This is a genomic window from Listeria grandensis FSL F6-0971 (genome assembly GCF_000525835.1).
GTDB classification, from domain to species: Bacteria; Bacillota; Bacilli; order Lactobacillales; family Listeriaceae; genus Listeria_A; species Listeria_A grandensis.
Map to the genome: position 1 here is coordinate 77,945 of NZ_AODD01000012.1, position 20,630 is coordinate 98,574.

Consider the following 20,630-nt stretch of genomic DNA (forward strand, 5'->3'; position numbering starts at 1 on the left):
AGCATGAAAAAAATAATTTATTAGAAAAAAGTGAAAAAATGGCATTGAGTTCCAAGGATAAATATGTTACTTTAGAGTTTGGTGAAAATGTTCACTAAAGAAAAATAGTATAAAAAATACAAAGAAGCAGAGGAGTTTTTACATGAAGACGTGGCTAAAAAAGGGACTATTAGTGTGGTTAGCATTTGCGTTGGTGATTTCAACATTACCGGCATTTGGACCACGCGCGGAGGAAATAAAGGGAGATATGGCACCAACACTGAAAACGACGGCGGAAGCGAAGCCGGTAGAAGTTGTAGAAGAACGAACAGAAAATGAGATTGTGTACGATAATCAAGACGGGTCATTTACCAAAGAAATCTACATGGAACCGATTCACGTGAAGGAAGATGGCGAATGGGAGCCTATCTCTAATGATGTGACTAAAACGACTAAAATTATTGAACCAGAAAGAACGGAAATTCAAGCAGCCTTTTTACCAACGATGGAACAAGGGAAATATAGTGTGTTCGGCGAAGGAAATCAAGCGGTAACATTCTCGCTTGTGTCAGCGTCAGGGGAAAATGGCACTATGGCTGTGCAAAAAGCAATAGCGAAAACAGAAGCAAATGAAATACGATATAGCAATGTTTTTCCCAAAATAGATTTGCGCAACTTAACGTTTAACACATCCGTCAAGGAGGACATTGTATTACATGAATATACAGGCTATAATATGTATACGTTCCAAGTAAACACGTTACTAGCTGTTAAAAAAATAGCAGATGGTTCCATTGTGTTTGAAGATACAACAGGCAATGTGCGTTATACATTGCCAAAACCAGTCATGACAGATTCCAAGATTCATCCAGATACAGGGAATGCGACAGAGTCAGATAATGTGGACTTTGAGTTAAAGAAAATGAATGACACCACCTATGAAATCATATTGACTGCAGATGAAGCTTGGTTAAAAGATACGGATCGCGTGTATCCTATATACATTGATCCAAGCGTACAATTGAAAAAAGTAGTGGATGCTGGGATTTCTAGTGTCACGCCAACAACTAATTATTCAGGAAGCAAACTGTGGGATGCAGCTTTAAATCAATACGTGTTAAAAGTCGGACGTTATGACGATACAACAGGATTCAACTACGCGTATATCAAACCTGAGACAAGCTCTTTGGCGAATGCAACGATCGAGTCCGCAATGTTTAAAGCGTACGCTGTTTGGCATCATTCATCGACAGCCAAAAATCCAGTGAAATTAGAAGAAGTCACAGGTGATTGGACAACAACAGGTGTGACCTGGAATAATCGGCCAACCACTTTTAATGTCGGTTCGGTCGATATTGGCCGAAATCAATGGGCGAGCTTTGATGTGACAAGTTCTGTCCGCGCATGGACAACTGGTGCCCGTCCAAACAAAGGCTTCATGATGCATACAGTTAACCAACAAGATCATTGGAAAAAGTTCACGGCGACGGAAACCGGTACGAATGTTCCTTATTTGGAAGTCACGTACACATATGATAAACCAGAAAAAGCAATGATTAAGACGGTATCAAACGGTGTTGGGACAGGTACTGGCGCTATGAACCTAACATGGGATAAGGTACCAGGAGCGACAGGCTACAAAGTCATTATCGGAAACGGTTATAACTACGAGCAGTTTGCGGTAGGCAATGTGACATCTTGGACGACAAAAGGCAAAGGGATTTTCCCGACGAAAGCGGAAATCGACAAGGGTCTGTACACATTCCACAAGGATGGTAAAGGAACAGAATTTGCGAATGATCCACGTGCACTGTATGAGAATGGTTTTAAAGCAGGGAGTACATTCGGACTTCGCAACCAAACTAAATATATAGTGCGTATTTTAGCTATTTACCCGGGCGGAGATGGTCCAACATCGGATATAACGGATGCGTACATGCCACCAGAAGCTACACCAGCAAAGCCAGAGAAGTCAACTATCCAATCTTATTCAAGTGGTGCTGGAACCGAAACGGGATACATGGATATTTCTTGGCAAACGGTACCAGGCGCAGTTGATTATAAAATTGTCATTGGAAATGGTTATAATTATGAATACTTCAATACTGGAAATGTGACAAATTGGTCCACTAAGGGAAAGAAAATATTCCCAACACAAGAAGAGATAGATAATGGTCTGTATAAGTTTCATAAAGATGGTACAGGTGAAGAGTTTGCAAATGATCCTCGAGCACTGTATGAGAATGGTTATCAAGCAGGAAGTACGTTTGGACTACGAGACCAAGAAAAATACATCGTACGTATATTAGCAGTTTATCCATGGGGAGATGGTCCAACATCTGACATTACTAATTCGTATATGCCACTTGCGACCCCTGTTCCACCGACTGGGGAAGCATATGCTAATTCTAAAGGCACAAATAGTGGTTATGTTACCTTAACTTGGGATGAAGTAGAGGGTGCAGACGGATATAAGGTTACTATTTTTGACGGAAAGAAGAATGTTTATTTTGATGCAGGAGAGGCTCTTTCTTGGACAACGAAAGGTGTAGGTATTTGGCCTACACAACAAGCAGTTGAAAATGGTAGTTGGGATATACGAACAGATGGAACGGGAGTAGAATTAGCTCAAGATCCATCGCAAGTCTATAAAAATTCCAATGGGGCTTATGGGGAACGTAAAAATTATTGGTTCCGAGTACAAGCTTATACAGCGAATGGGTCTCGAGCAGATAGTCAAATATCGGATGTGTTTAGACCGATAATTCCAGAAGAGCAGGTATTGTCAGAGTACTCGAGCATGGATGAAATAGAAGAATTTATACTGGTTCATTTGAAGCAACAAGGAGTACAAGCTGAAGTTGGAACGGAAGAATACATGCAATTTGTACTCAAGCAATTAGAAAGTGATGCAGATGCATACTTAGCACAAAGAGAAGACTATGTATATGTATGTGCATATTTGACACAATACGTAGAAGAAAAGAAAATGAAAATAGAAACAGAGGAAAATTACTCTGAATTAATTGATCCTGATATCGAGCAACAAAGAGAACAGGACATGAACGCTGCTAAGATGGAAGAAAATCAAAAAATTAGTCCATTCTCGTTAGTAGAGGAAGGCCCTATTGAAAATAACGGATTAGATGAATCAGCTTCTATGGAGTCAGTTATTGAAAAATATGCAGAGTATGATAAGCAAATTTCAGATGCTAAAGATGCTGAGCTAGAGGCTTACTTGGATGAACGTGATGAATTATTTCCTGATGGAGCACCTGTTGTAAGGGCAAGTATTTCAGGAATTCAACACGTTAAACAAAAGCATAACCACTGGTGTGGTCCTGCTAATCTAACACAAGCACTAAGCTTTCATGCATCAAAAATAAGGTACAGTTACAATACTACTAAAGGACAAGATAATTTTGGGCAACTTATGGGGTATAACAAGAAAATTGGACAAACTACATCTGCCCAAATGGCAAAACAAATGAACATGAATAAAAAATTCTTTAAATTTACAAGTACACCATACGTTACAGCTACAATCAAAGAATTTGGATCGGGTGCTGCCAATAAAATTCGAACTCGTTTAGATGGAGTTTTAGCCAAGAAAAGTAACGCACCGATGGTTCTAGTACATCAGCTTTATTTGAGTACGTATCCAAAAGAAACTGATGGACGATATGGTCACTATCTAACTGTGGGTGCTGTACAAAAATATGGGAGTCAATACCAAGCACGAATATATAATACTGATCGCAATCGTTACATGGTTAGTTGGGAAAACATTGGAACGGGTACAGGGCAAAATAATACATTAACAAAAGCGATGTATCAGAAAAATTTAAGTAGTTCCAATCCCGTTTTTGTTTACTAAGGAGAAGCAATGAAAAAATTAGTAATACTATTTTTAGTGATATTTTTCGCAGTGTCGATTAGCTGGATATATATATCGAACACTAAAAGTGAGAGAGCCGCCAAGCAAGAGGGAGCGATTGAGATACAAAAGGTTAATGATTTTGTGAAGTATAGTTTGAAAGAAAAAGGCTCCTTTTTTAGTATTGTGAACAATCCGACTGAGCTCTACTCATTAATTAGTATAAGTGAAGAGTCGCCCTCAAGAGATGTATTTGCCATCGATAAAAGTAGTAGATTGAAAAATTCTATATATACTACCAAACATGGGGAAGATGGTCAAATCATTTCGCTAGCAGGGAACGAGAAATACCTGGTATGGTTAGATCAAAATACCAATGATTATTTAAATACCATGACAGTATACGACATTACGCAAAAAAAGATATTAGCAACTATAGAGAGTAGTGAAAAGAACTATTTTGACGCATTTCTTTTCAATGAAGATACTATTTATTGGATAGAATCAGATACGACTAAATTACAAATGGATACAGGAACTGGTGAGGATAAAGACACTATGACTGTAGGAAATTATTCAGGGGAAATTAAGTCATATAATATTGTAAGAGGTAAGTACCACACAATAGATACAGTGAAGACGATTAACTACCCAAATAACGAGCTAACAGTAACCAAAGATAAACTTTGGTATATAGATAATCGCGACTTTGAAGATACTGCACTGATTAAAACATATGACTTTAATACAAAGGAAATATTGGTATACGATTTGAAAGAACAGTTTTTAGGGCACCTTAAACCTGTGGATAACAATAGTGTAGCTTTTTTCAAGTATACCATCCATGCTGCGCCTGTTGGAATGTATTTATACAATACAAGTTCAAGGAGAATATCTGTAATAAATATGCAGGAGACGGATAATCGTTCTGCGTATGATGGGGAGGGCCATATTATTTCTGGTACGATGTCTTATGAGATTAACAAACATGGGGAAATAAGATTTAGTGATACAATACAACGAAAGTTTGATGATAATTTTTATTTTTCCTCTGTAGGGCCATTTTCAACTCTTAGCTTTACAACTTCTGTCGGAGAGACGACAAATTTTAATACCATAATTGAATTCAATGAGGATTCATTGAATTGGGAAACTGAAATAGTTCAGTAGCCCGAATACTACCCTGTTTTCTATTTAGTTTATAACAATGATTATAGAGAATAGATTTTGTTAATAAGGTAGAGATAAAAGAAGGAGAGCGCTTTACAATGGTACCTATAGAATGGACACTTCAAAAAAAGTGCATTCTATAGGTGTTTTTTGTAGACTCAAATACGGTTCTTTTACAAAACAGATTTTTACGGAACCGATTAATGTGAAGGAAGATGGCGAGTGGGAGCGGGTTTCCAATGACTTAGTGACGACGGATGAGGATGTCATTGAGGCAGAACGCACGGAGATTCAAGCGCAATTCCTACCGAAGATGGAAAAAGGAAAATATAGCACGTTTGGCGAGGGAAACGAAGCGATTACGTTTGGTTTTGAATCGGCAGAAGGCAAGAAGGAAAAAACAGCTGTGACGGACGTGGAAGCGAGCGTCGACGGCAATGAAGCGCGATTTAAAGAGGTGTTACCGAACACGGATTTGCGGAATTTGCATTTTAACACGTCTGTGAAGGAAGACATCGTGGTTAATGAATATAACGGATTCAATATTTATAATTTCCGATTGGACACGAAATTGAAAGTGGAGCAATTGGAAGATGGCTCGATCAGCTTTACGAATCGCAAGGGCGCGGTGGTTTTTGAATTGCCGAAGCCGGTGATGTCGGATTCGAAAATCGATGAGAAATCGGGCATCGCGGTGAGTTCGGATGCGGTGGAATTCAAGCTGGAGGCGTTGACGAGTACGGTTTATTCGTTGCAAGTCGTGGCGGATGCGGACTGGTTGAAGGCGGAAGATCGGGTGTATCCAGTTTACATCGATCCGAGTGTGCAGTTGAAAAAGGTGACGGATGCGCATATTGCGAGCGCTTACCCGACGACGAACTATTCGGGAAGCAAGCTGTGGGACGCTGGTCAGGGCGAGTATACGATGTCGGTTGGTCAATATGATGGCACGACGGGGATAAATTACGCGTATATCAAGCCGGATGTGTCGTCGCTCGCGAAGGCTTCGATTGAGTCGGCGACGTTTAAGGCGTACGCGACGTGGCATTACTATCCATCGACGCCGAACTTGGTGAAATTGGATGAGGTGAAAGGGGCTTGGACGCCTGACGCGATTACGTGGAATACGAAACCGAGCGCGACGAATATTGCGGAGACGAATGTTGGACGTGATCAGTGGGCAAGTTTTAACGTGAAAGATACGGTGCAGGCATGGGCGCAGGGCACGCGGGTGAACTACGGTTTCATGATGCACACGACGAACACGCAAGGTTTTTGGAAAAAGTTCACGGCGACGGAAACGGGGACGAATGTGCCGTATTTGGAAGTGACGTATACGTATGCGAAACCGGCAAAAGCGACGGTGAAAACGACATCGAATGGACCGGGAACTGGCACGGGATACATGGATTTGGCGTGGAATGCGGTGCCGGGCGCGACGGGATACAAAGTCGTGATTTCGAACGGGTATAACTATCAGCAGTTTCCAGTTGGCAACGTGACTTCGTGGACGTCGAAGGGCAAGAAAATGTTCCCGACGCAAGCGGAGTTGGATGAAGGCGAATTTGATTTCCATACGGACGGCAAGGGTGTGGAATTTGCGAATGATCCGCGGGAATTGTATGAAAATGGTTTCCAGTATGGCAGTACGTTTGGGTTGCGCAATCAGCTGAAATATATTGTGCGGATTGTGGCGACGTTCCCAGGTGGAGATAGCCCGACGTCGGATATTACGGATGTGTACATGCCGATAGAGACGCCAGCAGCACCGACTGGGAAAGCGTATGCCAATTTGGCGGGGACGAATACCGGTTATGTGCAAGTGAATTGGGCGCCTGTCGCGAATGCGGAAGGGTATATCGTGACGATGTTCGACGGGAAAAAGGATGTCGAATTTGATGTTGGGAATAAGACGACGTGGACGACGCAGAATAAAGGACTTTGGCCAACGAATGCAGAGATTGCGGCCGGTGGTTGGGGATTACACACAGACGGAAAAGGCGCGGAGTTAGCGCAAGATCCTTCGCCTGTGTATACCAATTCTGGTGGGACGTTAGGTCATTTGAAAACCTATGCTTTCCGGGTGAAGGCGTATACGAAGACAGGAAAACAGGAAACGAGCGCCATTTCTGGGATTTACAAACCGATGATTCCGCTTGTTGGTTCGCAGCAGGGAATGGTGGATTATTGGACATCAATTCCGGTGATTGGCGGCGAAGTCAATGCGACGAACGGGAATTTCTTGTTCAGCGAGACGGATTTTGAGCTGGAAGGACGCGGACCGAGTATCAATATTAGCCGAACGTTTAACAGCCAAAATGACCAAGTAGGATTGTTTGGGAAAGGCTGGACGAGTACGTTGGAAACGCGTGTTGCAGAACAGGCAAATGGCGATGTGCTGTTGTACGAATCCGATAATAAAACACAATTGTTTATGAAAACGGGGACGACGTATGAGGCGCCTGCTGGTGTTTATAGTACGTTGACGAAGACTGCGACGGGCTTTTTGCTGGTGGAGCAGGATAAATCGGAAGTGGCGTTTAATGCGGCGGGACAACTTTTGACGGAGAAGGATCCGAATGGGAATGTGTTGACGTATACCTACGCGAGTGGGAAATTGACGGGGATCACGGATGCGTCTGGTCGGAAGGTGAGCGTGACCTATAACGGTGCGCAGATTTCGAAAGTGACGGGGCCGGAGAATCGCGACGTGACGTTTACGTATGATGCAGCAAAACAATTGACGGCATCGACTACACCGCGAGGGAAGGCGTATCGTTATGGCTACACGGATGGCTTGTTGACGGCGATTTATGATCCGAAGCACACGGAAGAGAAGCCATACAAGACGGCGTATGAGTATGCGGATAAGAAGCTGGTGAAGGTGACGGATCCGGTTGGGAAAGCGACGACGCTGAGCTATGCGCCTGAGAAGCGTGAGGCGACGCTGGTGAACGCGAAAGGCAAGAAGACGGTTTATACCTACAATCAGGCGGGAAATCCCGAGAAAGTGGTTGTAGACGCGGATGGCTTGAAGCTGAGCACGACGACGAGCTATGAGGCGAATAACCTGATCAAAGAAGTGAGTCCGAAAGGGCAAGAAGAGACGTATACGTATGACGCGGACGGGAATGTGACGTCGGTGACTGATCCTTATGGGACGGAGAATTATACGTATAACGAGAATAATGACGTGACATCGATGACGGATACCGAGAATAAAACAACGACGGTAGCCTACGATGATGCGGACGCGGTGTCGGAAACGAACCAATCAGGCGGCGCGACCTCGACGGTTTCGCAGTATGATAAGTATGGAAACGTGATTAAAGGAACCTCGGAACTAAGCACAGCGACGAATATTTTAGCGAATCCAAGTTTTGAGAAGGATTTAGTCGCGACGGAATGGTTCTCGCAAGTGTACCAAACGGCAACGGGAACGGTAGCGATCGACAAAACAATATCGGCACCGGGCGGCGTTAGTGGAGCGGCTTCCTTGAAGATTACAGGGAAATCGACGGGACGCGGGTTTACGGCTGGGAAGCAGATCGTGGAACTGGAGCCAGACGCCACGTATACGCTGAGCGCGCTGATCAAAACGAGCGACATGAAGGATACGAATGTGTTCTTTAACGTGGAACTGCACGATGCGACGGGCAAACGTGTGACGGATGGCGAAGCGTGGCAGAATAACCGTTACAGCGATATCAAAGCGAACCGTCCGTGGACAAAACGCCAGTTGACGATTAAGACCACGAAAACGACCGCGAAAGCCTACATTTTCCTAGAAGTGGAGCAAAATAAGGATACTGGTGGGACAGGAACGGCGTGGTTTGATAATGTACAACTCGAAAAAGGCGAGGTATCGGCGAACTTTAACCCAGTGTTGAACAGTAGTTTTGAAAATGGCACGGAATTGATGGCGACGGGCTGGTGGAGAGGTTCGACGGCGGGCGCGGATAAGCTGGCGATTGACGACACGGAAGGCTTCGCGGACAGTTCTTCGGCGCGCATTGTGCGGACAGCGGTGACGGACGTGGACAGCAAGTACGGGCAAGAAATCGTGCTGAACCAAACGACGGCGAAAAACGTGACGGTGACAGCGATGTCGAAATCGGAAAACGTGGTGAATACGGCAGGCGGCGAGAAGCTGTCGAACGATTACGCGATCCTGGCCGAAGCCGTATTGAGCGACGGCGTGACGAAATCATTCTACGCCCCATTCCCGACTGGAACGAATGAGTGGAATCGTAGTGCGGTGACAGTGAACGTGGATAAACCAATCACGCGCTTGAAAATCTGGACGTTATTCCGCGGGAAGCATACAGGTAAAGCATGGTTTGATAACATGCGTGTGATTGACGGGGAAGTGTTGACGGAGAACACGTATGATAGCGCGGGGAATTATGTGGTCGCGTCCTATGACGAAGAACACCGTAAATCCACCTTCACGTATGATGTTTACGGCAACAAACTCACCGAAACCGATGAAAAAGGCAACACGAAGAAGCTTGAATACAACGTCGATAACCAGTTGACGAAAACAACACTGGCGAATGGAACCGCCGTTGCCTACAAGTATGACGATAACAGTAATACTACAGAGAAATTCGTAACCGCAGACGGTAAAGAACAACAAAATAGCTACACATATGATAGCGACAACAAAGTCACCCAATTCACAGATGCCTTGGGTCGCAAAATCAGCTACGAATACGACGCCAATGCGAATGAAACCAAAGTCACGAAACCAAACGGTGACACCATCGAAAGCATCTATGATTCCGCAGACCGTGAAACAGGCGTGAAATGGAATGGTCAAACCGCCTTCAGTTTCCAATTTGATCCGAATGGCAATGAAACGAAAGTGACCGACGCACTATCTGGCATGGTACGCGATAAAGCCTACGATGATGCCGACCGTATCACGAGACAAACAGAGCGCGGAGGCAGTGTTTCCTGGACATACAAAGACAAACCAAGCAAAGACAACAAAGGGAAAACCGACAAAATCAATGAAGTTGTTGTATCGCATGGTGCGCACAATTACAAAGCAACCTATGATTATAACGCCTTAGACCAAAATACAAAATTCAATGATGGTTCTCGTAACTATTTCCTAGATTATGATGAATTCGGAAACGTGAGCCAGTACATCAATGGAAATGGCGTAGGAACAAACTTCAACTATGACGCGACACAAAAAGTACGTGAAATCCAAATCGGAAACAAGCTTGGTGATAGTTTATTTGAAGAAAGCTACACGTATGATGCGGCAAGTAACCGAACAACCATCGATAATAAGAAAGCTGGAAAGACAAGTTACGAATATGACGCTATCAACCAACTAACCAAAGAAACACTGCCAGATGGTACCGTCAAAGCCTACACCTATGATGGTTTTGGTAATCGCACAAAAGTGACCGATTCGAGCAAGACAAAAGCCATCGATGCAAGTTATAATGATGGTAACCAGCTAACAACATGGGATGGCGACAAGCTGACATATGACACGAATGGCAACCGTCAAAGCGATGGCAAGTACACCTACACGTGGGATACCGCAGACCAACTAACAGCCATCACGAAAAAAGGAGAGACAACCTCATTCGCAACCTATAAATACGATGATGATAACCGTCGTATTGAAAAAACAGTCAACGGACAAACCACGAAGTATTACTACGATGGCGATAGTATTGATGTTTTGTATGAAACAGACGGTGCAGGAACGGTTCAACGACAATATGTCTATTCTGATAGTAACGTTCGAATGGCAATGAAAGTTGGTACAAAAACAGTATTCTATCACTACAACGCGCATGGCGATGTGGTTGCCCTGACGAATGAAGCAGGCGACACGATAGCAGAATACAGCTACGACGCATGGGGTAACGTACTACAAGCAACGGAAACAACGAACGAAGCCAAACAAAACCCATTCGGCTATGCTGGCTATACGTATGACAAAGAAATCGGCATGTACTACTTGATGGCGCGTTATTATGAACCAGAACAAGGCATCTTTATTAGTGTCGATCCAGATCCAGGGGATGAGGATGACCCACTGACGATGAATGGTTATAATTATGCCAATAATAATCCAGTTAAATATATAGATCCGGATGGACACTGGGCTTGGATTATTCCAGTTATAGGGGCTGTTGCTAAATATGGAAAAGTATGAGACTTGGAAATAATGGGAAAAAAAGGGGGTAAATGGGTAGGTAAATCAGCAAAAAAATTATGGAGTAAAGTTCCATATAAAATTCATAAAGTGGGTAAAATTAAAGGATCTTCTGAAAAGGGCAAAGGATATTGGGGATTTATTTATTCAACAAAAAAGAAAAGTGGCAAGAAAACCTATAGGAGTTGGGAATTTCATACACCTCATAATGATCATGGATGGCACTTACAAAACAATCAATATTCGAAATACAAAGGGAAATGGAAACGAGGTAAAGCTAAGAAGCGGATAACTATAAAAAAAAGCGAAGAACAGGAAGTGATAGAATGATTTATAGTATAGGAATGACTACAATGGGTTCATACAATGAAGCTGATAAGGAGTATCATGATATAATGCCAAACATAAGGGGGGTGTTAAATCCGTTATTTGATAAATATGATATATACGCGTATACAGTAGATAAAAAAAAGAAGGCCGAAATATCACTGCCTTTAAAAGCTAAGCGGTATATAAATTTTTATCTAGAAAAAATGATGGATGAATTCTCGTCACTTATTGAAGATGGAAAGTATGTACTAGTTCCTAAAGATGAAGATATAAAAGAATTATTAAGCGACATATCAAATCTTAACACGCTTGAAAATATTGACTATTTTTTAGTGAGAAATGCAACCATAACATTCCGAATTTTAGAAGGAGAGAGTATTAATTTTTATGCTAGAGATTTGGATATTCTAGTCGAAGAGCTTGATGTTAAAGTGGACAACAGTTAATAAAGTAGTCATTTAAAAAGCAAAGGAAGGGCACATTGAAAAACAGTGATGCTCTTTCTTTGTGTATTAGTGATGTACCAAAAAGCATGTTTTTTGACACATTCTGAAAAGAATGGAAATAACGTCTCAAAATATCCAAAAATAGGTTTTGCAACATATTGCTTTTTTGTATATATTTTGAAACAGATAGAGCTTATGTATTAGCGGAATTTTGGCAAAGATTAAAACACAGATTGCAACCAAAATTAAGCGGAGGTAGGATAGGTTTATATTATATTAATGTGATTTTGTAAATTAATACAGTATAGTAACCTAATTTTGATAATAGAAGGACAAGGTGGTTAATAAAATATGTATCTATCATCACTTATGTTAAAAAATTTCAGATCTTTTGGTTCGAGTTATCATGAAATAAAATTCAATAGGGGTCTTACGGTCTTAGTCGGTGAAAATGATTCTGGAAAGTCGGCTATAGTTAGATGCTATTCGTATAGTTCTTGGCACAACAGATTTTCATTGGTATAGGCTAAATGAAGCCGACTTTCATGGGGAAGATACTTCTCTTGAAATTAAAATTATTTGTAAATTTACAGGTTTATCTCTATTAGAAAATGCAGCGTTTTTAGAGTATTTGACATATGAAAAAGATGATAATGGTCCAGTGCTTTCGCCAGAATCTCGAGAAATACTTAGAGTTACATATTTGTGAGCTTTAAGAGACGCATATAGCGATATGCAATCTGGAAAGAATTCAAGGTTGTCTCAGGTTATACAAAATATTCCTGATATAAGCGAAGGTGAGGATGATTTTAAAGAGGACGTTAAACTAAAGGGAAAGTGTACTGTTGGTCATATTGGGAGGAGTTATTTTGATAACGTGCACGGTCTATATTGTTAATGGGACTATTATGGAGACAATGAAATTATTTTCATAAAAAGGATATTTTTGTAAAAATAAAGTCTATGAAAATACGGAATGGTTAATAAGCAACAAGGAGGAACAAAAATGTCCACAAAATTCATGTATGAACGTTTACTAAAATGCCAAGAGGAGCAAAAACTCGTGGCTATCTATACGGTTCGCGAAGCAGATTATTTCGAGGCGGGGTACATCGAAGCGCTCACTGCAAGCGACGTCATGTTCCGTGCAAGGCGCGCGGATGGCTATGAGGAAGGGTTTGTCGTGCTGCCACTGGAAATGGTGTATCGCATCGAAATCGACACGGCTTTTCTGAAAACCGCAGAATTACTCGCGAAGCAGCTAGGCCAACCGAAAAGTCCAGCGTTCTTTGATAAAGTACCGAACAAAAAGCATTCGCTATTCGAAATTGCGGTGGATCACGTGTATCACAATGAGGAAATCGCGGGTATCGAAATCCTGGGAGACGAGGCTCAGGTTGCGGGGCTCATCGTTGGAAGTGACTATGAAGGCTTGGAAATCAGTCTGGTCACCGATGAAGGACGTCCGGATGGCACTTGCTGGATCAAAAAAGAAGACATTATTGCGGTTCGATTTGGCGGTAGCGTTGAGCGAGATATGATGCGGAAACTGCGGAAGCAAACAAGGTAAGATGGGAGCAGGCTCTTCTCGAGTTTTGAGGAGGGCTTGTTTTATAGAATAGGCAGGCGGTGATATCTTTGGATTCGTTGTTAAATATATCTATACACTTATTATTGATGATTATGATACTAGTTTTAATAGGTATTAAGAAATTTAAATGGGGTTTTCTTGATAGAGTAGTTTCATATATCATGTTGGTTATCTGGTTTCTAATTGTCGGTATAGGTTTTTATGTAACAATATAACATCGAGGCAGGTGGGAAATGGAGTTTTCAAATATATATCGTTTTGTTTATTTTGGGGTGTTTTTACTTCTTTTTTTGGTCACCGTGGTACTTTATTTTGCAATGAATGCCTACGGACATAATAAGTGGTTAACTCTTAGCTCGATTGGTGTATTTTTGTTGATTGTCGGGCTTTATGCCAAGTACGTGGTGGACACTTTTATTTATTATGAGTGATGCAAAGGAGTCAAGGAAGCATGTGGGGATTTATTTTATATTTGATTGGTGGGATTATTAGTTCTGTTATCGGTATTGTTGTACTTGATAGCAAGACTCCCATTATTAAAAAAATGATAGGCGTGGTGTTTTTCCTAGGTTTAGGGTCTGTGCTATTAAAAAACGCATGGGAGAGCGGTAAGGTGATGTTTAGTGGATAAAATATTTCTTAACTATATTGGAATTTAAGGTGTTGAGCTAGTGTAAGAATAGCGAAGCAACAAATGCTTTTTGTTTTTAGGAACGATTACATGGATATAGTTGATTAATCATATTTTTGACTTATAATAAGCCTGCTTTGTAATAAGGGTACTTCTAAGGGAAGGAGGTAAAACATGCGACTACTGAAAGCATTGCGTGATATAGAAGAGGCCTTAATCGACAATCACAGCGTCGATATTCAACGAAATAGAATCCAGTTGGATCTCATATATCCTGATAATGGCAAGAAAGTGAATGTTGTTTTTAGGAAAGTTAGTGCGTTTTATTTTGTAAATGGATACGAGGATAGTCGTTATGCTACAAGTGATTATGAGTATGGCGAAAAGCGGGAGTTGTTATCTATAGTTTATGACGATTCGAAAAATCAAGGCTTATTCATAAAATCCGGAGATAATTTTTATAATGGGTTTGATTCTAAATTTAATTTCACGCTAGAATTCATGGAAGGTTTACTACTAATTGAGGCGGATGAAATTGATATTGATGGCTGCAAGTTTGAAAATTTGGTTAGAAAGGGCGAATTGTGATGGAGGAACAGAAGGAGCGTCCTAATAAAACATGGAGGCTTTGGGTAACGTGTATTTGTTTAGCATTGGCCACCGTATTATTAATATACTACTTCACAGGAAACTTTATAACTGAATCCATATTAGAAGTTGTCACTGGATTTATTTTACTTGCTAATATTTTTCTTCTTCAGGATTTAATCGGTAAACTGAGGTTGAATAAACGATTGGAAAATTTACTTCAAACAATATGCATTGGACTGATGATGACAATTATTATAGCATCTTATTTTTTATATTAATTCAAAAGGAGGTTCGCACATGCCAGATATGCTAGTGCTTGTATTTTTGATAAATGTACTTATTTTAACTTACTTAATATTGTTTGCGAAATATCGGCCTAAAAAATATAAGACAATCTATTCTTGCGTACTGATGGTTGTTGTATTAGTCGCATTCGGTAGCTATATTTGGTATTCGATTGGTGAATTAATCGCTTGAGTCTGGAGGATGGTAACGATGTCAAAAGTATGGACGGAGTTTAATAGCAAGTCTATATCTCATTTAAACTTAAATTGCATGGCGATAATGGGTATTGAACTGGAAGTAGCTCCGTATAATTACAAGGAATACTGCATAAAAACATTAGACGCAACTCTACCGTTACCAGAGAACATGAATTATTTTGTTTTGGTTTTTGAAGAGGTGGAGTTTCCAAGGCGTATTGACCATTATAAAAAGATATTCGGATTGTATCGTTTTTGGAGATACGATGGAACTAGGAGATTTGGATATACCAGATATATTTTTGAGGGAAAAAAAGTAAGCTAGATAACGCAGATACTATGAAGCAAAGTGATTATCCGGTTTATTTTCAGTTTTTGAACGCAGGGTGTGAAGCGGGTTTACATGTTTTTGTTACACCTGAGTTTTCTTCAAGGATGCATTGAAATAATAAAAGTCTCTTTATCTGACGCTGATGACGATAATTTTGGTAGCATTGGGAATGGTATCTTGGTTCCGGATTCTTTTGTTTTTTGATACAATAATGGGCTTCTTAAAGAAGGGGTAGATTAAAATAGATATAATTGGTGAGGAGTACAGAGAATTTATTTACAATAGTTTTCAAAAAAGGGAGTTAGAAAAACCGCTTTTTTATCATTCTTCCGTAGCTATACGTTTTGAATTAGGCGAAAGCAGTATGAATACTGATGAATTACTGTACATGAACCAGGTGTACAAGCGATCCCAAGTATTATTTAAAGAAATATTTTTACCGGACGATCAGTTATATGTAGTGTGGTATTCAGAATGCACTCCGGGAAGAAAATGGGAACCCACAGGGGTATTGAAAAAATATCTTAAAGTAAAGTCATTGAAAAATCGTCTTAGTGCCGAGAAAGTATTAAGAGATGGAGTTTATTTTTTTAAGTTTGTTCTTCGATGCAGTGTAAAAGATATCCGAATTACAGTAATGCTAGTGGCAATAGCAAATCAAGATATGAATATAGCTCCAAAGCTAGAGTATGAATGCTATTTTCTAAATATCGAGAAGAAAATAATTTATCATATGTATGATGATCGAGGTCTAGACATTGTAGCTAATTCTGCAGAAATTTTGAAGCCAATTTATCACAAGTACAATGATTGGGCTCTGTCTTACGATAGAAATGAAATTGAGGATAAGCTTGGTTTGTAGGGAGGGTATTAAAATTATCGGTTTTATATTAAAATTCAGCCTAGTTTTCATCGTGATGATTAGTTTTTTTGGAGCAGCTAATAAATTGGACATTATGGTGAGAAGTGAGAGTGCGAAAAAAGTTATTTCTTTCCTACTGTTGATTTTTATATTTTTCCTGCTTACTTGTGGAACATATCTGTATGCCTGGGGTGAGGAAATAGCGATTAAACCACTTGAATTTATCTTTGTAAGTGTGTTGGCGGTGTGTGCTCTCATTATTTTTTGGGGGAAAACAAAGAGTTGGTTTTTGGTTGTATTTGGAGGAATCTTTTCAATAGTGTGCCTTGCCTACATTGTCAATGGAACTGTGATGGAGGCAATGGCGTTGTTCTCATAGCTATCTATACGGCTCGCGAAAAGGAGGAAGGTAATCGCAGGAGGTGCTTATCTGGTAGTAGTATTCAGCTTTCTACTAAGTTTCTACAGATATTAATTTTAGGAGGTACACAATGATTCGATATGAAAAAATTTTAGTTGGCATATATTCACCAGATTTGGATAGTTATGCAGACCAAGGTGATATTCTTTTTCTCCCTCAACAGGGTGATTCTGCGAAAAAATTCTTCAGGCCAAGAAGAGGGACTTCCTATTTTGTAGCGCTCCATGACAATAGAAAACCGAGCGCCATTGGTGTCGTGAAAAGAATAAAAGGTGGGATAACAGCGGAAGATTTGGCACGGCTGGATTGCAATACTAGTGGCAAGAAAAGATCTATCCCTGATAATTTAGATATGTACGAAAAATACTTAGAGCGAGTTAGTAGATTTCCAGAAAACCAGGCAATGGCACTTTATTGGCAGGATAGGTTTGGATCAAAGGAAAAAACATTGGTTGTTAATAAAGCTATTTTAAGAGGATATGATAATCTAAATTTAGAAGAACTTTTACAATTTGATTCTAGGATGTGTATGAAAGATTATCTGGAAAAGCAAAACACTAATCTTAAGGAGGACTGATCTTACAATGAAACTCACAGGTAAAGCTTCACTAGAGAATGAATTTTACTTATATTCTATGAATGGCGGCGGGCCAGCTACATACACAATTACGGACGGCATGCTAGAAATTCTGCACGGTGATCAGCGTTTGGAGTTCCCGTACATATATAATCAACCAAGTTTTACAGTTTGGGAGGCTATTTTGACAGAAGGTGGGGAAGTATTTCTTATAGTTAGTGATTGGCCGGATGATGAGGGCCTGTACATTCTTAGTTTTAGCGAGAAGGGCAGTAACTACGCTATAGTAGGCGAAGGTTTGACAGATTTTTTAGTGATCGATGGGCGAGTTTATTTGTTGTATCACGAGGAGGGAATATATCATACGTATTCGGATAATTATTTTAACGGGTATAGCATGTACGCTTTATTAAAATGGGACATTGCTCAAAATGAAATGGTGCGTGTGTTGCCTGACGAGTTGCTGTTCTCTATCGATGATGGCAATTCGTTTTGCTATGATGGAAAAGAAAATCTATATATTTTTTATTATGGCAATGCGGGTGCGGAGCATGGAACCTTTTGTTTGAAGTATAATTTGGTGACGGGTCAGGGCAAGCACTACAAGGTTCCTACTTATTACGATGGCTCTTATTATTATAACGACCGCTGCTTTGGGTTTGATGGGAAGGGCATCGCAGAGTTTAATAGTGAATTCGATGTAATCAATTATACTACACTTGATATGGTGGGGGTAGGCGAGGTTACAGGGGGTTATCAAGCTTTGGCCGTCTTCAAAGATGATCAATCTTATCGTGTTTATCAATGACATGCTTGAATTAAAAACAATATTTTGTACACTAATACCTTTAATTTGTCTATATAATCCAATTCTATCTATGCTAAAATTGTTTTGTAAGCGCTTTTTTAGTTCTGGTTAAATTCAGCATGTCTTGGGAGATTAGAAAATGGAAAGGGGTTTTTTCATGAGTAAGAAGGGCTTGATTTTTTCGATTGTTTTTGTGCTGTGTGTTAGCTTGATTCCGATGTTTTCGGTGCCGTCTCGAAGTGTTCAGGCGGAGGAGCAGGTCACGAATAAGAATTTCATGATTTATTATCGGGCTTGGCGGGATGTGGAGATGAAGGGGGTTAACACGAGCTTGCCTGATGAGAACTGGATTAGTATGAGCGATATTCCGTACGGGATAAATATTGTTAACGTGTTTAGTTATGTGCCGCCTGGTCAGGAGGAGCTTGCAAAACCGTTTTTTGATAAGCTAAAAGCGGAATATGAGCCGGAGTTGCATGCGCGGGGTGTGAAGCTGATTCGTGGTTTTGATTATTCGAAATTGCTGGCTATTCCTTATGCAGGCACTTTTCCGACAGAGCAGGAATTCGATAGTTATGCTAAGGCATTGCTAGATGAACTGATGGTGCCGTGGGGATTGGATGGTTTGGACATTGATATGGAAACGTATCCGACTGCGGATGAAGTGAAGATTTCTGACGGTGTTGTGAGGGCGTTATCGAAATATATCGGCCCGAAAGCCAATAACGGCACGCTTTTTTTGTATGATACGAATGCGCAAAATATGAATCCATTTAAAAATGTGAGCGATAGTTTTGACTTGCTGGCGTATCAACAGTATGGAAGTGGTCCAAGCAGAACGGAAATGGCGGCTAATGCGTATGCGCCGTATTTGCCGAAGTCGTAGTTTTTACCGGGCCTTACTTTTCCAGAGGAGCAGGATCGGAATCGGTGGTATGATACGAGGCTTCCGTACGAAGATTCGAACATATATCAAGTCGCGAAGCACGTTCGGGAGAATAATTTATCGGGGATGTTCTTGTACGCTTTCGACCGAGATGGAAAAACTTACAATGAGCCGGATATAAATAGTGTCTCACCTTCGAACTTGTTATGGACGAAAACGGCAATCCTAGAAGTCAACGGTTATTCTGTGGATACTGCAAAATCGTTGGCAAACCATCATTTACAGCGAATTAAGTACAGCAGAAATCTAACGAACGAAAAAGTAGCAGAAGTGGAGAGCGCGATCAACAAGGCAACCAATCTTTATGAGGCCAATGTAGCTATCTTAGGTGCGAATTTCGAAACAGCGCTGAGCCCAAGCTACGACCCAATCTTAGAGCAAAAGTTAACATCGATTTATCTCACATCAGCATTCAGCGCGATCGACGAAGCTGACGCAATCTTATCCAAAGTCAAAACAAATGCAGCAGACATTGAAGCTCTGAAAAACGCCAAAGAAGCCTTAGAAACGCTGATTGGTGGGAAGAAATATTCTGAGTCGGAAGTGAATGAAGCCGTGGAACAACTTTTGAATAGTATCGCGGCAATCCCGAAACCGGTGACAGTAAGCTATCAAGATGTAAACGGTCAAAAACTGGCGGAGGATTTGCAGCTCACTGGCAAATTCGGTAGCAGTTATGAAGTTCCGCAAAAAGATATCCCGAATTACACTTTACAAGAAACAAAAGGGCTAAGCAGTGGCATGTTCACAGAGCAAGAACAGGGCGTCATTTATGTTTATGCGAAATCCGAACCTGAACCGGTGCCAGCAGTCGACGATAAACCTATTGTCAAAGAAGTAAAGGCAGCCCCGGTAGTGACGAATACGGGAGGAACCGCAAAACTTCCGCAAACAGGGGATCGAGCTTCAAGCGATTGGCCGGCAGTCGTCGGTGCGTTAGCGATTTTTGCATCTATCGTTGTGTTACGTAGAAAAGGTATTTGACATTAGTCGCGAAACCTAGTATTCTAAAAGCATATTTTAGTAACGAAAAGAGGTGAGGAATCCATGAAATTCTCAATAGCGCGTTTGAAGTTAGTAAGTAATTTATGCAGTATCATCCGTGCCGTTTTTTCCATTATGTCAGTTACAGGGTACAAGTCTGCCCAATTTCAGTAACTGAATATCGGAAAAATAAGAGAAGCATGGATTCCCACGTTGAAATAAGATAGAGAAGAAGCTTGGGCATTTGTCTCGAATTTTGGAATAGGGCGTTTTGTGAAGCGTTGTTTGCCGGATTATCGAGGATTTGCTTAAGCTTTTTTGTGCATGCAGATGAAAAGCTGAAACGGCCCGTTAGCTCCGAAAAAAACTGGAGCGGCCGCAGTAAAAAGTTGCTCTTTCTTTTTGCGGAGGGCGTGA

At 40.9% G+C, this 20,630-nt stretch carries 16 protein-coding genes and 1 pseudogene; all 17 read left to right on the forward strand.

What is annotated here, in order from left to right; genetic code table 11:
• Window positions 1–142 precede the first annotated feature (142 nt).
• The 17 genes and pseudogenes from PGRAN_RS08450 (at window position 143) to PGRAN_RS16990 (ending at window position 20,213) form a co-directional block, all read left to right on the forward strand.
• Entirely contained in the window at window positions 143–3,856 is a 3,714-nt protein-coding gene (locus tag PGRAN_RS08450) for a DNRLRE domain-containing protein (protein ID WP_051998519.1), read from the forward strand.
• 9 nt (window positions 3,857–3,865) lie between these two features.
• Window positions 3,866–5,026 (forward strand): hypothetical protein, encoded by a 1,161-nt coding sequence (locus PGRAN_RS08455; protein WP_036066456.1) that lies wholly within the window; start codon window positions 3,866–3,868, stop codon window positions 5,024–5,026.
• Between the two features lie 112 nt (window positions 5,027–5,138).
• Complete coding sequence (locus PGRAN_RS08460) at window positions 5,139–11,213, forward strand: DNRLRE domain-containing protein (RefSeq protein WP_051998520.1); 6,075 nt, start codon at window positions 5,139–5,141, stop codon at window positions 11,211–11,213.
• Between the two features lie 12 nt (window positions 11,214–11,225).
• Entirely contained in the window at window positions 11,226–11,543 is a 318-nt protein-coding gene (locus tag PGRAN_RS15670) for a hypothetical protein (protein WP_051998521.1), read from the forward strand.
• Window positions 11,540–11,989 carry a hypothetical protein gene (locus PGRAN_RS08465; RefSeq protein WP_036066458.1) on the forward strand — a complete coding sequence of 150 codons (450 nt, stop codon included), beginning with the start codon at window positions 11,540–11,542 and terminating at the stop codon, window positions 11,987–11,989. The genes PGRAN_RS15670 and PGRAN_RS08465 overlap by 4 nt, the downstream gene beginning before the upstream one ends.
• A gap of 351 nt (window positions 11,990–12,340) precedes the next feature.
• Window positions 12,341–12,514 (forward strand): AAA family ATPase, encoded by a 174-nt coding sequence (locus tag PGRAN_RS17770; RefSeq protein WP_077914638.1) that lies wholly within the window; start codon window positions 12,341–12,343, stop codon window positions 12,512–12,514.
• Between the two features lie 481 nt (window positions 12,515–12,995).
• Window positions 12,996–13,559, forward strand: a complete 564-nt coding sequence (locus PGRAN_RS08470; protein WP_036066459.1) for a hypothetical protein — start codon at window positions 12,996–12,998, stop codon at window positions 13,557–13,559.
• A gap of 472 nt (window positions 13,560–14,031) precedes the next feature.
• Window positions 14,032–14,211, forward strand: coding sequence for a hypothetical protein (locus PGRAN_RS08480; protein ID WP_036066462.1), 180 nt, complete (start codon window positions 14,032–14,034; stop codon window positions 14,209–14,211).
• Window positions 14,212–14,385: 174 nt separating this feature from the next.
• Complete coding sequence (locus PGRAN_RS08485; RefSeq protein WP_036066463.1) at window positions 14,386–14,799, forward strand: YxiG family protein; 414 nt, start codon at window positions 14,386–14,388, stop codon at window positions 14,797–14,799.
• Window positions 14,800–15,099: 300 nt separating this feature from the next.
• A complete protein-coding gene (locus PGRAN_RS08495) occupies window positions 15,100–15,279 on the forward strand; it encodes a hypothetical protein (protein ID WP_036066466.1) in 180 nt (59 codons plus the stop codon).
• An 18-nt stretch (window positions 15,280–15,297) separates the two neighbouring features.
• Window positions 15,298–15,609, forward strand: a complete 312-nt coding sequence (locus PGRAN_RS08500) for a hypothetical protein (RefSeq protein WP_036066467.1) — start codon at window positions 15,298–15,300, stop codon at window positions 15,607–15,609.
• Window positions 15,610–15,889: 280 nt separating this feature from the next.
• Window positions 15,890–16,477 (forward strand): DUF3885 domain-containing protein, encoded by a 588-nt coding sequence (locus PGRAN_RS08505; protein ID WP_420911972.1) that lies wholly within the window; start codon window positions 15,890–15,892, stop codon window positions 16,475–16,477.
• 85 nt (window positions 16,478–16,562) lie between these two features.
• Entirely contained in the window at window positions 16,563–16,856 is a 294-nt protein-coding gene (locus PGRAN_RS08510; protein WP_149024024.1) for a hypothetical protein, read from the forward strand.
• A gap of 112 nt (window positions 16,857–16,968) precedes the next feature.
• Window positions 16,969–17,475: a hypothetical protein gene (locus PGRAN_RS08515; RefSeq protein WP_036066472.1), complete on the forward strand. Its 507-nt coding sequence runs from the start codon at window positions 16,969–16,971 to the stop codon at window positions 17,473–17,475.
• A 7-nt stretch (window positions 17,476–17,482) separates the two neighbouring features.
• Window positions 17,483–18,283 carry a hypothetical protein gene (locus tag PGRAN_RS08520; protein ID WP_036066473.1) on the forward strand — a complete coding sequence of 267 codons (801 nt, stop codon included), beginning with the start codon at window positions 17,483–17,485 and terminating at the stop codon, window positions 18,281–18,283.
• Between the two features lie 277 nt (window positions 18,284–18,560).
• Window positions 18,561–19,289: pseudogene (locus tag PGRAN_RS16985) on the forward strand (EndoS/ChiA family endoglycosidase); the annotation flags it as partial.
• A gap of 6 nt (window positions 19,290–19,295) precedes the next feature.
• Window positions 19,296–20,213 carry a MucBP domain-containing protein gene (locus PGRAN_RS16990; protein WP_065427913.1) on the forward strand — a complete coding sequence of 306 codons (918 nt, stop codon included), beginning with the start codon at window positions 19,296–19,298 and terminating at the stop codon, window positions 20,211–20,213.
• Window positions 20,214–20,630: the final 417 nt, after the last annotated feature.